This window comes from Salinibacterium hongtaonis (assembly GCF_003065485.1).
GTDB lineage: Bacteria > Actinomycetota > Actinomycetes > Actinomycetales > Microbacteriaceae > Homoserinimonas > Homoserinimonas hongtaonis.
In genome coordinates this window covers 988,539-1,002,675 of record NZ_CP026951.1, presented here as the reverse complement: position 1 = coordinate 1,002,675, position 14,137 = coordinate 988,539, and the positions used below count along the sequence as shown (strand labels likewise).

At 64.1% G+C, this 14,137-nt stretch carries 14 protein-coding genes; 1 reads left to right on the top strand and 13 read right to left on the bottom strand.

Annotation, left to right across the window (positions count from 1 at the left end; genetic code table 11):
• Nucleotides 1-231: 231 nt before the first annotated feature.
• Complete coding sequence (locus C2138_RS04860; protein ID WP_108515971.1) at nucleotides 232-1,437, top strand: TetR/AcrR family transcriptional regulator; 1,206 nt, start codon at nucleotides 232-234, stop codon at nucleotides 1,435-1,437.
• A 31-nt stretch (nucleotides 1,438-1,468) separates the two neighbouring features.
• Here the strand turns inward: C2138_RS04860 and C2138_RS04855 are convergent, their stop codons facing one another.
• The 13 genes from C2138_RS04855 to pyrG all read right to left on the bottom strand — a co-directional run bounded on the left by C2138_RS04855 (nucleotide 1,469) and on the right by pyrG (nucleotide 14,135).
• Nucleotides 1,469-1,939 (bottom strand): NUDIX domain-containing protein, encoded by a 471-nt coding sequence (locus tag C2138_RS04855; RefSeq protein WP_108515969.1) that lies wholly within the window; start codon nucleotides 1,937-1,939, stop codon nucleotides 1,469-1,471.
• A gap of 116 nt (nucleotides 1,940-2,055) precedes the next feature.
• Nucleotides 2,056-3,153 (bottom strand): LLM class flavin-dependent oxidoreductase, encoded by a 1,098-nt coding sequence (locus C2138_RS04850; protein WP_108515968.1) that lies wholly within the window; start codon nucleotides 3,151-3,153, stop codon nucleotides 2,056-2,058.
• Between the two features lie 3 nt (nucleotides 3,154-3,156).
• Nucleotides 3,157-4,251, bottom strand: coding sequence for a serine hydrolase domain-containing protein (locus C2138_RS04845; protein WP_108515966.1), 1,095 nt, complete (start codon nucleotides 4,249-4,251; stop codon nucleotides 3,157-3,159).
• 77 nt (nucleotides 4,252-4,328) lie between these two features.
• On the bottom strand, nucleotides 4,329-5,837 hold the full coding sequence (gene der / locus C2138_RS04840) for a ribosome biogenesis GTPase Der (RefSeq protein WP_108515964.1): 1,509 nt from the start codon (nucleotides 5,835-5,837) through the stop codon (nucleotides 4,329-4,331).
• A gap of 41 nt (nucleotides 5,838-5,878) precedes the next feature.
• The gene (cmk, locus tag C2138_RS04835; RefSeq protein WP_108515962.1) at nucleotides 5,879-6,589 is read right to left on the bottom strand and encodes a (d)CMP kinase; all 711 of its coding nucleotides are present in this window, start codon (nucleotides 6,587-6,589) and stop codon (nucleotides 5,879-5,881) included.
• The gene (locus C2138_RS04830) at nucleotides 6,562-7,668 is read right to left on the bottom strand and encodes a prephenate dehydrogenase (RefSeq protein WP_108515960.1); all 1,107 of its coding nucleotides are present in this window, start codon (nucleotides 7,666-7,668) and stop codon (nucleotides 6,562-6,564) included. Before C2138_RS04830 ends, cmk begins: the two co-directional genes overlap by 28 nt.
• Nucleotides 7,665-8,501 (bottom strand): pseudouridine synthase, encoded by an 837-nt coding sequence (locus C2138_RS04825; RefSeq protein ID WP_233245407.1) that lies wholly within the window; start codon nucleotides 8,499-8,501, stop codon nucleotides 7,665-7,667. Before C2138_RS04825 ends, C2138_RS04830 begins: the two co-directional genes overlap by 4 nt.
• Nucleotides 8,488-9,093, bottom strand: coding sequence for an SMC-Scp complex subunit ScpB (gene scpB, locus C2138_RS04820; protein WP_108515958.1), 606 nt, complete (start codon nucleotides 9,091-9,093; stop codon nucleotides 8,488-8,490). The genes C2138_RS04825 and scpB overlap by 14 nt, the downstream gene beginning before the upstream one ends.
• Nucleotides 9,083-9,922 carry a segregation and condensation protein A gene (locus tag C2138_RS04815; protein WP_199286570.1) on the bottom strand — a complete coding sequence of 280 codons (840 nt, stop codon included), beginning with the start codon at nucleotides 9,920-9,922 and terminating at the stop codon, nucleotides 9,083-9,085. The genes scpB and C2138_RS04815 overlap by 11 nt, the downstream gene beginning before the upstream one ends.
• Nucleotides 9,906-10,799 carry a ParA family protein gene (locus C2138_RS04810; protein WP_108515956.1) on the bottom strand — a complete coding sequence of 298 codons (894 nt, stop codon included), beginning with the start codon at nucleotides 10,797-10,799 and terminating at the stop codon, nucleotides 9,906-9,908. Before C2138_RS04810 ends, C2138_RS04815 begins: the two co-directional genes overlap by 17 nt.
• 137 nt (nucleotides 10,800-10,936) lie before the next feature.
• On the bottom strand, nucleotides 10,937-11,857 hold the full coding sequence (xerD, locus tag C2138_RS04805) for a site-specific tyrosine recombinase XerD (protein ID WP_108515954.1): 921 nt from the start codon (nucleotides 11,855-11,857) through the stop codon (nucleotides 10,937-10,939).
• Nucleotides 11,858-11,862: 5 nt separating this feature from the next.
• Nucleotides 11,863-12,414, bottom strand: a complete 552-nt coding sequence (locus tag C2138_RS04800) for an NUDIX domain-containing protein (RefSeq protein WP_108518821.1) — start codon at nucleotides 12,412-12,414, stop codon at nucleotides 11,863-11,865.
• Between the two features lie 5 nt (nucleotides 12,415-12,419).
• Nucleotides 12,420-14,135: a CTP synthase gene (pyrG, locus tag C2138_RS04795; RefSeq protein WP_108515952.1), complete on the bottom strand. Its 1,716-nt coding sequence runs from the start codon at nucleotides 14,133-14,135 to the stop codon at nucleotides 12,420-12,422.
• Between the last annotated feature and the right edge of the window lie 2 nt (nucleotides 14,136-14,137).

Here is a 14,137-nt window from a genome sequence, read left to right as displayed (position 1 = left end):
GTCTCTCGCTCGTTTTCGCTAGACCCAATGCTCACAGGTCATGCGAGCATGTACCCCGAAAGTCGGCAAATTTGGCTATACCATCCGGGGCTATCGCAACTCTTGTCCCCCAAAATGTCCCCTTATCTGGGGGCCGGAGAATCCGCAATTAGAGGCCCGCTCATGCTTCACTGTTAATCACCCGAGCGACATCGCCTGCGAACCCGACCGCTACCCACAAGGAGGCACCGGATGTCAGAAGCACCGCACACAGAAAAGTCGATCGCGGGCATGGCGCCGCGCGAGAAGATACTCAGTGCCGCAGCGGTGGCGTTCTCGGATCGTGGTTACCACTCGACCAGCATCGCCGAGATCTGCTCTGAATCCGGCGTCGATATCCGCACCTTTGCGGAGCTGTTCACAACCAAGTACGAGCTCTTCCGCGAGGTGGCGTTTTCGACCTCGGCCAACATGCTCAAGGCCACCGAAGGCATCAGCGGCACCGAACCCCGGCAAGCTAAGGCCGCTGTCCAGCACATTCTCGCTGAGCTCGCCCGCTCTAGCATCGCCACGCGGGCGGTCGGCGGGTTCTATCGCACCCAGAGCCGCAACCTCGAACCAGACGACCTCGCCCAACTCTTCGGCAACCTGGCAGAGCTCCGCAGGCGAATCCGCGAGCCGCTGCTCATCTATCGTCCAGAACTCAGCGTGCAGGATGCCAATGCGCTCGCGGCGGCCGCGCTCAGCACTATCGCCAGCATCACTATCCACCCGACCAGCTTGCCCGATGCAAAGATCTTTACGCTGCTGACCGTTTCGGCGCAGCGAATGCTCGAGAGCGATCCGACCTCGTCCATCGTCAATGGCTCAACGCTCTCGGCAACTCCCGTGACGTGGCAAAGCGACACAAGCGAGCGCGGCAGCGTGCTGGCGGTCGGCGTGCAGCAGCTCTATGACCGAGGCTACGACTCCGTCACCCTGGAGAGCATTGCCGCCCAGTCTGGTCTGTCGGTCGAAGCCGTGCAGTCTCACTTCGCCACGACATCCGATCTGCTGTTGGCCGCATGCAACGCTGGATTCGACGCGCTGCAGCGCGACACCGAGCGCGCCCTCGCCTGCTCAAGCAAACCGCGCGAGGTGCTCGGGGCGCTCAGCCACGCCTACGTTCAGCACTACTTCGAAGACCCGCACGTCATGACGATCTTTCTCGCCGACGGGCGCAATCTCGACGACGAAAACCGGCGCTCGATGCTGCAAATGCAGGAGTACACGATCGGCCGGTGGGCGTCGACGCTGCTGGAGATCAGACCAGAGCTGAGCCCCTCAGAAGCCACGTTCATCGTGTTTGCGGCGCTCAGTGTCGTAGCCGACCTCGGCATTCTCTTTCGGTGGAAGAACGACGACGAACTCAAGACGCTCATCGAGCGCTGCGTGCTCACCCTCGTAGCCTTGCGCTAATCACGGCTCAGGGCCACACCAACCAGTGGGGTCAGAGCCGAGCGCGCAGCTCCGGCCACGACCGGGCGAAGAACGGGTGCAGCGCAAGGCCGGTGAGCTCGTCGACGGGAATCCACCGAAGCTCGAGGCTCTCGGGGTCGCTGATGCGGGGCTCGAACGGCCGCGTAGTCTCAACAGCAACGGTTGTGTACGACCAGAAACCCAGGTCAAGAACGCTCTCGAAGAGCGGCGAGATTGCGTCGGCCGGGACATCGGCCTCTTCGCCGGCCTCCCGCACGGCAGCGTCATACGCCGTCTCGTTCTCATGCCTGGCACCCCCCGGCAAGCCCCATGTGCCGCCGAAGTGGCTCCAGGTTGACCTGTGCTGCATGAGAATGCCGCGGTCGCGGTCATGTACGAGCAGCCCTGCCGCACCAAAGAGTCCCCAGAACTTCTCCCCATCGCGGCCTTCAACCCATCCGTCACCAGAGGATTGGGGGCGAAACGATGGCACCTGAGTCATGCTTCCACTCTCTCACGCATGGCCCGTCTGGTCAGCACCCCGGGCGTCACGCGGCGAAAAACTCTGGCGCACCGTAGCGAAGAACGCTGGCGTCATGCGGCGACAACGTCGCTTCGCTACGCCAGAGGAGCGAGCTCGTCTGCCAGCATCTGCAGAGCGCCCTCTCGCAGCGGCGTCGCTCCGGCCGGGTCGCCGGCATGCGCCGACATTCCCACCGAGAGCATGACCTCGTCGACGGCGAATTCTGCCGCTAGCTCGCGGATACGGCGAGCCACGGTCGCGGGGTCTCCGATCACCCACCGCTCCAGCATTCCGTCGATGATGTGCTGCTGGGCCGGAGTCACTTCTGTTGCTGCAGCCTCTTCGATGGTCGAGAGGGGCAACAGGGGTGATCCCGTCATGAGCATGGCCATGCGTTGCAGATTGGGCAGCGCTGCTGCCTGCGCTTCTTTCGCTGTCTCGGCGACCGACACATTGAGAGTGAGAAATGTGCGCGGATGCTGCAAGCCGCGCTCGGCGGAGTCCTCACCCTCCGGTGCAGCCGGGGTGAATCCTGTGCGGTAGAGGTCCAAGATCCCCCGAGTGCCCTGACCCGAAAAATGGTGCGCGAACACATAGGGAAGGCCGAGGCGGGCGGCCAACTTGGCCGAATAGTCGCTCGAGCCGAGCAACCACAGCTCAGGCACTGAAACGGCATGAGGGGTTGCGGTTATCGAATAGAGCTGACCCGATCGCATGCGCAGCGAAGCGCCGGTCGGATCCATGAGCGCACCGATATCGAGCACATTGCGCTCAAACTCGTCGACGTCGCTCGTTGTGCCCGTAGATCGCAGAAGCGACGTGATCACCGGGTCGCTACCAGGGGCTCGCCCGATGCCGAGATCGATCCTGCCGGGGTATGCCGCCTCGAGAATGGCGAACTGCTCGGCCACGACGAGGGGTGCGTGGTTCGGCAGCATGACTCCGCCGGAGCCGACCCTGATCCGCTCAGTATTCGCGGCGAGGATTCCTATCAGCACGGCCGGATTGGTGGAGGCTACCGCCGGCATATTGTGATGTTCCGCAAGCCAATAGCGGCGAAAACCGAGCCGGTCCGCTGTGCGGGCGAGCGTCACGCTGGCGGCGATGGCGTCGGAGGTGGTCTGGTTGGTGCGCACGGGCACAAGATCAAGCACCGAGAGGGCGAGCGGGGCGGAGGCTGCTGAAGAGGTCATCCCTCATGACAACGAGGGGATGGCCGCAGGCATTCCCCTCGTGTCGTGCGGCGGCAAAACTGACGACAGCGTCGTGATGAGTTGGTGCACAGCGGACGGGTCTGCCACCTGGTTGATGCTGCCCGAAATATAAAGGCCGTGGGATGGCACGCAGTAGAGGGCGCTGCCTGTCTCGCCGGGGTGGCCAATGAAAACACGCGGGCCGGGGCCGGGTCGCTGAAATCGCGGCACAACGAACCGGGCGATGCCGATCCCCGCCTCGAGAGTGTTCGCAGCCCTCCTCCAGTGCGAGGTCATCTCCAGCAGGTAGGCAGCGTCAAAGAGGCCGCCCGAGAGAAACGCCCTGAGAAAGACCAGGCCGTCCTCTGCCGTGGAGACGATGCTCCCCTGGGCGCGCAGGGAGGCGAGGGTGAACGGTAGGCGCACCTCCCGGCCCTCGAAACGGAGCGGCGAGACCGAGTCGTATCGATCGACGTCTTCAACGCGGAACGGCCAGGTGCCCGTAAGCCTTAGCGGGCCGATCACGCGTTCCACTACGGCGGCACTCCACGTGGACTTAGTCACAGCCTCGATTACGAGCCCAAGGAGCACATAGTTCGTGCCAGAAAAGTGCGCGCGCCGCGGGTCTCCTGCAGCGAACTTTGGGCGCATGCTTCGCGCAGCCGAGAGCGATTGCTCGATGCTCCATCCGCGGTCGCGCGCCAGCGCATCCGTCATGAGGCTGCTGCCGTCGGCTCGCCGTTCAGTGAGGTAGCTGCTGAGTCCCGATGTGTGGCTCAGCAGGTGCCGCACGGTGATGTGCTCGGAGTAGTCCGTTTCGCGAAACACGTGCAGGCTCGCCACAACGTCGTCGCCCAGAATCTCGCGCACGGGGTCGTCGAGGCTGAGAGCGCCCTCTTCGCGGAGCTGCATGATCATCGCCGCAGTGTAGAGAGCGGTTGCCGACCCCAAAAAGTACGGGGGTTCGGGTTTCTCGCTCTCGTAGAGCATGCTCCACCCGTTATGCGGGGTCGAGAGAGCGAACGTGATCGAGCCCGTGTCGGAGCGCTCCGAAAAGCGGTCGAGGACCGACCGAATTCGGGTTTCGACAGCGGGCACGAGCGCGAGTCTAGGGTCGCCCCTCGATCAGCCGCCAACCCCCATTGGGGGCAAGCGCTGAAAGAACCTCACACCGATCAGGTGCGCTTGCGACGCTCGCGAACGCGCATGTTCACGTTAATCGGAGTTCCCTCGAAGCCGAAGATTTCACGCAGGCGGCGCGTGATGAATCGGCGATACTGCGGGTCGAGGAATCCAGTGGTGAACAGCACAAACGTCGGCGGCCGGCTCGATGCCTGGGTGCCGAACAGGATGCGCGGCTGCTTTCCACCGCGAACGGGGTGCGGGTGCTCCGCCGTGAGTTCGGCGAGCAGGGCGTTGAACTTGCCCGTGGGGATGCGGGTATCCCACGATTCGAGGGCAGTCTCGAGGGCGGGAACCAGCTTCTCGAGGTGGCGTCCGGTCTTGGCGGAGATGTTAACGCGGGGCGCCCAGGCCACGTGGCTGAGATCCTGCTCGATTTCGCGCTCAAGGTAGATGCGACGCTCGTCGTCGAGAAGGTCCCACTTGTTGTAGGCCAGCACGAGGGCTCGTCCCGATTCGAGAACGAGGTCGATGATCTTGAGGTCCTGCACGCTGACGGGCTCGGTCACGTCGAGAACGACGACGGCGACTTCGGCCTTTTCCAGCGCGGCACTCGTGCGAAGCGAGGCGTAGAAGTCTGCGCCCTGAGAGAGGTTTACGCGGCGACGAATACCGGCGGTGTCGACAAAACGCCACACCTTACCGGCGATCTCCACCTGCTCATCCACAGGGTCGCGCGTGGTTCCCGCGAGGTCATTCACCACCACGCGCTCTTCGCCGGCAGCCTTGTTGAGCAGGCTCGACTTGCCCACGTTGGGGCGGCCGATGATGGCGACGCGACGCGGCCCACCGACCTCTTCCTTCGCGACGGCGGAGATCTCGGGGAGGATCGTAAGAACGTGGTCGAGCAGGTCGGCGACGCCGCGGCCGTGTACGGCGGAGACGGGCCACGGCTCACCGAGTCCGAGGCTCCACAGCTCAGCGGCGTTGGGCTCCTGGCGGACGTCGTCAACCTTGTTGGCGACGAGAATCACGGGCCGGTTGGTCTGGCGGAGCATGCGAACGACGTGCTCATCCGTTGCGGTTGCGCCCACGTTGGCGTCAACGACAAAGAGCACAGCGTCGGCGAGGTCTACCGCGACCTCGGCCTGGGCGGCGACGGAGGCGTCGATACCGCGGGCATCGGGCTCCCACCCACCGGTGTCGACCACAGTGAAGTGGCGTTCGTTCCATTCGGCCTTATAGGTAACGCGGTCGCGGGTCACACCGGGGGTGTCTTCTACAACGGCCTCGCGGCGGCCAAGAATGCGGTTGACGAGGGCCGACTTGCCCACGTTGGGGCGCCCGACGATCGCCAGCACCGGCAGCGCGGGAAGATACGTGATCGCATCAGGGTCATCGGTGACGGATTCGAGGATGTCAAAGTCCTCGTCGTCGAGCTCGTAGTCGTCAAGGCCGGCTCGCAGCGCGCGCGCCCGAACCGCCGCCTCGTCGTCACTGAGCGACGCGAGACGCTCACCGAGCTGGTCGTCGAGTTCAGGAAAGTCGTCGATGTCTGACATGGGGGTCCTTTGGGTTGATGCGGCCCGGGGGTGATGTCGGCCTATGAGGCCGATTCACCCGCCTGCGCGTCGATCAGGTCGACCACCGCCTGGATGGTCTGGTCGAAGTCGAGATCGGTGGAGTCGATGACGGTAACGCCGTCCGCAGCGTTCATGAAGTCCACGACACGCGAATCTTGGGCATCGCGCGAGAGGAGGTTCTTCGCCACATCTGCAGCCGACTGCCCCGAAATCTCGGCGGAGCGTCTAGCCATTCTAGCTTCTTCCGATGCTGTGAGAAGAATCCGCACCGGAGCATCCGGGCACACCACTGTTGTGATGTCTCTGCCCTCCGTGATGATGCCCGGTGTATCGCTCGTTTCGATCACGTGGCGAAACAGCTCCACCAGGTAAGCACGCACCGGAAGGATGCGCGCAACCGAGCTCACGATGGCCGAAATCCTCGGCTCCCGAATGGCTTCTTCCACATCTATGCCACCCACCCGCACGAAGTAGTTGTCCGGGTCGATTCCGATGGCGTAATCAAAGTCGCGCAGCGCCTCGACAACCGCCGCCTCGTCTGCGGTATCGATTCCGCGTTCCGCCACGTACCAGGCGAGCGCGCGATAGGCGGCCCCTGTGTCTTGGTAAGAGAATCCCAGTCTGCGGGCTGCCGCCTTGCTCACGCTGGATTTGCCGCTGCCGGCTGGTCCGTCGATCGCTACAACGATCTTGTCTGTCGTGCTCACAGGTATGCCCCCGCTATCTTCCATCCGCGTTCCTCGAGCACCCCGACGAGGCGCTCTTCTGCCTCCGGCAGCACCGCAATCTCAGCGAGACCGATGTCAGCTCCTGGGGAGTGCTCGATGCGCAGATCCTCCATGTTCACCCCGGCCTCCCCGATCTCGGTGAGCAGGCGGGCGAGCTCGCCGGGGCTGTCGTCGACCTTGACCACGATCTGCGCGAAGCGTCGATCGATTCCGTGCTTGCCGGGAATGCGGGCCACACCGTTGTTGCCGCCGGCGAGAATCTGGGCGAGCGATCTGCGTGCCCCGTTCGCCTCCTGGTCTGACAGCGAGTGGATGAGCACGTCGAGATCCGTGCGAATGTCGCGGAGCACCTCGATGATGTAAGTCGAGTTCGCCCCCATGATCTGCACCCAGAGCGCGGGGTCGCTCGCGGCGATGCGCGTCGTATCCCGCAGCCCTTGCCCCGCAAGAGACAGCGAACTCTCTGGCGCATCCGCCAGCCGCCGCGCCAGCAGTGTCGAGACGGCCTGCGGCGCGTGTGACACCAGGGCGACGGCACGATCGTGCTCCTCGGCCGACATGCGAACGGGAACGGCGCCGAGGTCGAGAGCGAGGCGCTCGATCACTGCGGTCTGCGTCGGTGGGATGCCGGCATGGGCGGCGATGACCCAGGGGCGGCCGATGAAGAGGTCTGCCCTGGCGGAGATTGCCCCGCCGCGCTCGCGCCCGGCCATGGGATGCGAGCCGATGTAGCGAGAGAGATCGGCGCCGACAAGGCTCAGCTCAGAGAGCGGTGCGACTTTGACGCTCGCCACATCGGTGACGAGCGCGTCGGGAAAAGCCTTGAGTTCTTGAGCGACCACTTCCGCCGTCAGATCCGGCGGGACGGCGACCACGATCAGCGCGGGGTCGTCGGTGTCGCGAGCTTTTCGGCCTGCGCCGTAGTCGATTGCAAGGCTGAGGGCCGTGGGCGACGCGTCGTGCACGATCACGTCGATGCCCTTGGCCGAAAGACCAAGGCCAACACTCGCACCCAGCAGACCGGCGCCGACAACGCGCACTGGCCCTACCGTGCGCACCGGATCGGGAGTCGATTCGCTCATTTCTTCTTCGTTCCCTTGCCGCCCGCCTGCTCACCGTTGTCAGAAGCTGCGGTGGGATTCGCCGCTTGTGCCTCACGGGCGATCGTCAGCAGCTCCCCCATTTCGGCCTTAGTAAGGTCGCGCATCTGTCCCGCCTGGAGAGTGCCCAGGTGGAGGGGGCCAAACTGGCGACGTACGAGGTCGATCACGGGGTGCCCGACCTCGTCGAGCATGCGACGCACGATGCGGTTGCGCCCGGAGTGCAGCGTCACCTCAACCATCGTTTCGTTGGCCGCACTGCCGGACGTTGCGAGGATTCGAGCCTTGTCGGCAGCGATCGGCCCGTCGTCGAGTTCAACGCCCTTAGTCAAGCGCGCGACCGTCTGCGCGGTCATCTTGCCCTCGACCCGCGCGATGTAGGTCTTCATCACCCCAAATGACGGGTGGGCGAGCACGTGGGCGAGCTCTCCGTCATTAGTCAGGATGAGAAGCCCGGATGTCTGCGCGTCGAGGCGCCCTACGTTGAATAGCCGCTCCTCGTACTGCGAAACGTAACGGCTCAGGTCGGGGCGCCCGCGTTCGTCCTGCAGGGAGCTCACGATGCCCACGGGCTTGTTGAGCATGAGGTAGCGGCGGGTCGTGTCCAGCTGAATGGCAACGCCATCAACCGAAACGAGGTCCTCCGGCAGCACCCGACGGCCCAGTTCGGTGACGACCTCGCCGTTCACCTCTACGCGCCCGGCGGCGATGAGGTCCTCCGAGACCCGCCTCGACGCGACACCGGCCGCGGCCATGAGCTTTTGCAGGCGAACGCCGTCTGACGACGGGTCGGCCATGTTTCTATCCGCGGACATCATCGAATCCTTCCGAGCCATCGGCGAGCAGAGGCGAGATCGCCGGCAGCTCGTCGAGGGAGTTGATACCGAGCTGCGTCAACAGCAGATCGGTGGTTGCATAGTGAATGGCGCCGGTCTCCGAGTCGGCGAAGGCCTCGGTAATGAGGCCCCTGCCCAGCAGGGTGCGCACGACGGAGTCGACGTTGACGGCGCGAATCGAGGCGATTGCGCCGCGGCTGATCGGCTGCTTATAGGCGATAACGGCGAGCGTTTCGAGAGCGGCTTGCGAGAGCCTGCTGGGGTTTTGGGTGAGCACGAAGTCACGAACGATATCGTCGTGATCCTCGCGCACGTAGATGCGCCAGCCCCCGCCGACCTCGCGCAGTTCGAAGCCTCTGCGACGCCCCCCGAGGTCTCCGTCAAAGTCGGCAACCAGGTTGTCGATGGCCTGTCTCACGACCCGCACGGGGGCGGAGAGCGCCGTCGCCAACGCCACGATTCCCTGCGGCTCGTCGACGACCATCAGAATTGCCTCAAGCCGGGCTTCAAGCTGCGCGGCACTCTGCTCAGCAGTTTCTGTGCCGGGCACGGTGTCGTGTTCAGTTTCCATAGTCTGCCCCCAGGTTGGCGAGATTCTCGTCCGACCAGTTTTCTGCGGTCCAGCGCAGGGTTAGTTCTCCGAGCGGCTCAATCTGTTCGAACGAGATCGCGGCTCCCCGATAGAGCTCAAGAACGGCGAGGAACCGTGCGATCACGACACCCTTGACGTCGGCGCCAGCAATGAGCTGGCGAAACGTCATGGGGTCTCCCCTACGCAGCAGGGCAACGACGTGTGCTGCCTGTTCCCGGATGCTCACGAGGGGAGCATGCAAATGGTCGAGACCAACGGTGGGCAATTCGCGGGGTGCGAATGCCAGCGCGGCGAGAGCCCCAAAGTCCTCGAGGGAGAGTGTCCAGACGAGCTCGGGGGTCGACCGGCGATACTTCTCTTCGAGCCGCACAGAACGAACCGTTCGGGTCGACTCGGCGACAAGCTGACCATCAAACCAGGCAGAGGCCTGCTTAAACGCCCGGTACTGCAGGAGCCTCGCAAAGAGCAGGTCCCTCGCCTCAAGCAGCGCCACATCCTCGGCGTCGACAAGTTCGCCCTGGGGCAGGAGGCCCGCGACCTTGAGATCAAGCAGTGTTGCCGCGACAACGAGAAACTCGCTGGCTTGATTGAGTTCGTCATCGCTGTCGAGCGCGCGCAGATAAGCAATGAACTCGCTGGTCACGAGGCTCAGCGAGACCTCCGTGATGTCGAGTTCATGCTTGCCGATGAGGGTGAGCAGCAGATCGAACGGGCCGTCAAAGTCGCCGACGGTAACGGTGAAGCCGCCAGCGGAGGCCGCGTCGGCACCGCCCTCCCCCAACGACACGAGGCTAGGCGACGGCGCCACGGAAGATCAGCTCCCGCGCAAGCTGGCGGTATGCCTCCGCCTGGGGGTGCTCCGGCGCAAACTGGGTGATCGGCGCAGCGGCGACCGAGGCATCCGGAAACTTGATTGTGCGACCAATGACGGTTTCAAAAACCTTCTCGTCAAAGGTCTCGACGACGCGCTCGAGAACCTCGCGCGAGTGCAGTGTGCGCGAGTCATACATCGTGGCGAGAATGCCGTCGAGTTCGATCGCGGGGTTCAAGCGATCTTTGACCTTCTCGATGGTTTCGATCAGGAGCGCGACTCCTCGCAGGGCAAAGAACTCACACTCGAGCGGAATCAACACACCGTGGCTCGCGGTCAAAGCGTTGACCGTAAGAAGCCCTAGAGAGGGCTGGCAGTCGATCAAGATCACGTCGTACTCGTCTTTGACCTTGCGCAGCACGCCGGCCAAAATCTGCTCGCGGGCGACCTCGTTGACGAGGTGGACCTCGGCTGCCGAAAGGTCGATGTTGGCCGGGATCACGTCGAGCCCGGGGGTTCCGGTCTTCTGGATGGCGGCGTGCGGGTCTTTGAGGGAGCCGAGAAGCAGGTCGTAAATGTTGGGGACGTCGTGGGTCTGAACACCGAGTCCGGCAGAAAGCGCTCCCTGCGGGTCGAAGTCCACGGCAAGAACACGGCGTCCGTAGTCGGCCAGCGCGGCTCCGACACTGATGGTCGTGGTCGTTTTGCCTACGCCGCCCTTTTGATTGCAGAGGGCGATAATGCGCGCGGGCCCGTGACCGTTGAGAGGCTCAGGCACGTCAAAGCGCCGAAACGGGCGTCCCGTCGGTCCGACGCGGCCAGCGGGGATCTCGATGCCGTCGAGTTCGGCCGATTTGTTCCGCTGTACTGTCATCCCGACAATCCTTACTTTTGTGACCGGCGATCGCCGGTTCTCCGCGCTTGCCAACCTCCCCGATTCTAGCGGCCACATTACGTTCCGCTCGTCGGACGCACCCGCAATCGCCGAGTCGAATTCGACACTTCGCGGGCTCAGCGCGCGCGCGGATGGGCCGTTGTGTACATGTCCCTCAGGGTGTCAGCGGTCACGAGCGTGTAGAACTGCGTGGTCGCGACCGAGGAGTGCCCCAGCAGCTCCTGCACGACCCGGACATCGGCGCCCCCCTCCAGCAGATGGGTGGCAAACGAATGCCTCAGAGTGTGCGGCGAGATTTCGGTATCGAGGCCAGCCTGCTCGGCCCGAGCTCGAATAATTAGCCACGCGTTTTGCCGCGAGAGCCGCGCGCCGCGTCGGCCCAAGAACAGCCCGGGCGTCGATGGTCCTTTTGTCGACATTCCCGGGCGGGCCCGCACCAGATACGCGTCGATCGCGGCCTTGGCATAGCTCCCCAACGGCACGATGCGTTGTTTGCCGCCCTTGCCCAAAAGTCGCACAACCTGGGTCTCATCGGCCTCGTGCATGTCGTCGACGTTCAGCCCGACCGCCTCAGAGACGCGCGCACCCGTGGCATACAGGAGTTCAAGAAGTGCTCGGTCCCTTAGCGCCAGGGGGTCGTCGCCGGATGCGGCCTCGAGTAGCGCCTCCACCCGGTCCAGGGCGATCGCCTTGGGCAGGCGCAGTGGGAGCTTGGGCGGTTTGGTGTCGGCAGAAACATCCTCCGCCACATAGCCCTCGTCGAGGCAGAACCGGTGGAACCCACGCACGGACGAGAGCGCTCTGGCCACCGAAGCAGCGCTGCGCTGGCCGCCCTGGGCGCCCGGTTCCAGACCGAATCTCGACACATGGGTCGCTGCCACTAGGTCAAGTGAACGGATGTCGCAGCGATCTAGGTAGGCCAGGTAGGCGGTCAGATCCCGGCGATAAGCGGCGAGGGTATTTTCAGCCCGGCCGCGTTCGATCGCGAGATGCCGCAGATAGCGATCGACGAGAGTCGACAGGGCCACCTCGGTCATCGACGTCAGCGTTCCGCTGCGAGTGAGAGCGCCGCCGTCACCAGAATTCCGTTGCGTACCCTGCCTGCCTTCACAGCATCCAACAGTTCGTCGAGTTCGACCCAGCGGGTCTCAATATCGGCCTCTTCTTCGCCGCGAACGAAAGCCTCCGGTGTGGCCCGCACACCGCGTGCTAGGTACACCCGCAGAAGCTCGTTGCTGCCCCCCGGCGAGGTGTAGAACTCCACGAGAGGGGCCCACTCATCGGCAACGAGATCGACCTCTTCTGCCAGCTCCCGCTGGGCTGCGGCAAGAGGGTCCTCCCCCGGGATGTCGAGCAGACCGGCGGGGAGTTCCCAATCGCGCATGGCGATCGGATGCCGGTACTGGCGGATCACCAAGATGCGACCACGGTCGTCGATCGCCGCAACGGCGACAGCGCCCGTGTGGTCAACATACTCGCGAACGATCTCCGCATCGCCATAGGCGATCCGGTCCCGCCGTACGTCCCATACCCGGCCGGAGAACATCGTCTCCGACTCGACTACAGCGAACTCGGCTGGCTCGTCCGCGAGCATGTCGCTCACGCGTCAGCCGGCTCTACGACCTCAAAAAGCCGGGCAGCGCGCTGGCGCTCAAGACCTGCCGCGACGAGGCCCGAGAACAGCGGATGCGCGCGATTGGGCCGCGACCGCAGCTCCGGGTGGGCCTGCGTCCCCACATAGAACGGGTGCACGTCGCGCGGCAGCTCAACGAACTCCACCAGGTGGCCGTCGGGCGAGGTTCCCGAGAACGACAGCCCGGCTTCGGCGATCTGCGCACGGTACTTGTTGTTGACCTCGTAGCGGTGGCGGTGACGCTCCGAGATCATCGGGGCACCATACAGCTCCGCCACGATCGAGTCTTCGGCTAGGGCCGCCTCATAGAGACCAAGGCGCATCGTGCCGCCCAGGTCGCCGCCGGCGATGATGTCAACCTGCTCCGCCATTGTCGCGATCACGGGGATCGGAGTCTCAGGGTCGAATTCCGTCGACGATGCACCGACAAGGCCGGCAACATCCCGCGCATATTCGATAACCATGCACTGCAGGCCGAGGCACAGGCCGAGAACCGGCAGCCCGTTCTCGCGGGCAAAGCGCAGAGCGCCCAGCTTGCCCTCAATGCCGCGAACGCCAAACCCACCCGGAACGCAGATCGCGTCGAGGTGCGAGAGCATGCGGGCAGCACCGTCCGGGGTCTCGCACTCGTCTGAGGGCACCCACTCGATCGTGACGCGGGCATCGTTGGCGAAACCACCGGCCTTGAGGGCCTCCGTCACCGAAAGGTACGCGTCGGGCAGGTCGATGTACTTTCCGACGAGCCCAACCGTTACCTCGTGACGCGGGTTGTGCACGACCTCGAGAAGCTCGCTCCATCCCGACCAGTCCACGTCATCGGTCTTAACTCCGAAGTGATCGATGATGTAGGAGTCGAGGCCCTGTTCGTGCAGGATCGTGGGGATGTCATAGATGCTCGACGCATCGGGGCAGTTGACGACCGCCTCCGGGTCAACGTCACACATGAGCGCGATTTTGCGGTTCATCGACTCGGGAACTGGCCGGTCGGAGCGCAGAACGATCGCATCGGGCTGGATACCGATCGAGCGCAGGGCGGCAACAGAGTGCTGCGTCGGCTTCGTCTTCTGTTCGCCAGCCGCGCTCAGGTACGGAACCAGCGAAACGTGCACAAAAAAGCAGTTGGAGCGGCCGAGCTCGTGGCGCACCTGGCGCGCGGCCTCGATGAACGGCTGCGATTCGATGTCGCCGACCGTGCCGCCGATTTCTGTGATGATCACGTCGGGCCGGGCGCTGCCATCAATCGGCTCCGCGGCTTGCAGGCGCATGCGGCGCTTGATCTCGTCGGTGATGTGCGGGATAACCTGCACTGTGTCGCCGAGGTACTCACCGCGGCGCTCACGCGCAATCACCTGCGAGTAGATCTGTCCCGTCGTGACGTTGGCAGACTGCCCGAGGTTGATGTCGAGAAAGCGCTCGTAATGCCCGATGTCGAGGTCCGTCTCAGCGCCGTCGTCGGTCACAAAGACCTCGCCGTGCTGGAACGGGTTCATCGTTCCGGGATCGACGTTGAGATACGGGTCAAGCTTCTGCATGACAACGCGGAGACCGCGAGCCGTTAGAAGGTTGCCCAGACTGGCGGCCGTCAGGCCCTTGCCCAACGAGGAGACGACGCCCCCCGTGACGAAGATGTGCTTAGTTATGCCCGCGTTATTAATGTCCACCACGGGGTTGCAGCCTATCATTG

Bases quoted from the DNA above. Each gene is read 5' to 3' on its own strand.
- C2138_RS04860 (WP_108515971.1), top strand. From the start codon at position 232: ATGTCAGAAGCACCGCACACAGAAAAGTCGATCGCGGGCATGGCGCCG.
- C2138_RS04855 (WP_108515969.1), bottom strand. From the start codon at position 1,939: ATGACTCAGGTGCCATCGTTTCGCCCCCAATCCTCTGGTGACGGATGG.
- C2138_RS04850 (WP_108515968.1), bottom strand. From the start codon at position 3,153: ATGACCTCTTCAGCAGCCTCCGCCCCGCTCGCCCTCTCGGTGCTTGAT.
- der (WP_108515964.1), bottom strand. From the start codon at position 5,837: ATGTCAGACATCGACGACTTTCCTGAACTCGACGACCAGCTCGGTGAG.
- cmk (WP_108515962.1), bottom strand. From the start codon at position 6,589: ATGGAAGATAGCGGGGGCATACCTGTGAGCACGACAGACAAGATCGTT.
- C2138_RS04830 (WP_108515960.1), bottom strand. From the start codon at position 7,668: ATGAGCGAATCGACTCCCGATCCGGTGCGCACGGTAGGGCCAGTGCGC.
- C2138_RS04825 (WP_233245407.1), bottom strand. From the start codon at position 8,501: ATGTCCGCGGATAGAAACATGGCCGACCCGTCGTCAGACGGCGTTCGC.
- scpB (WP_108515958.1), bottom strand. From the start codon at position 9,093: ATGGAAACTGAACACGACACCGTGCCCGGCACAGAAACTGCTGAGCAG.
- C2138_RS04810 (WP_108515956.1), bottom strand. From the start codon at position 10,799: ATGACAGTACAGCGGAACAAATCGGCCGAACTCGACGGCATCGAGATC.
- xerD (WP_108515954.1), bottom strand. From the start codon at position 11,857: ATGACCGAGGTGGCCCTGTCGACTCTCGTCGATCGCTATCTGCGGCAT.
- C2138_RS04800 (WP_108518821.1), bottom strand. From the start codon at position 12,414: ATGCTCGCGGACGAGCCAGCCGAGTTCGCTGTAGTCGAGTCGGAGACG.
- pyrG (WP_108515952.1), bottom strand. From the start codon at position 14,135: ATGATAGGCTGCAACCCCGTGGTGGACATTAATAACGCGGGCATAACT.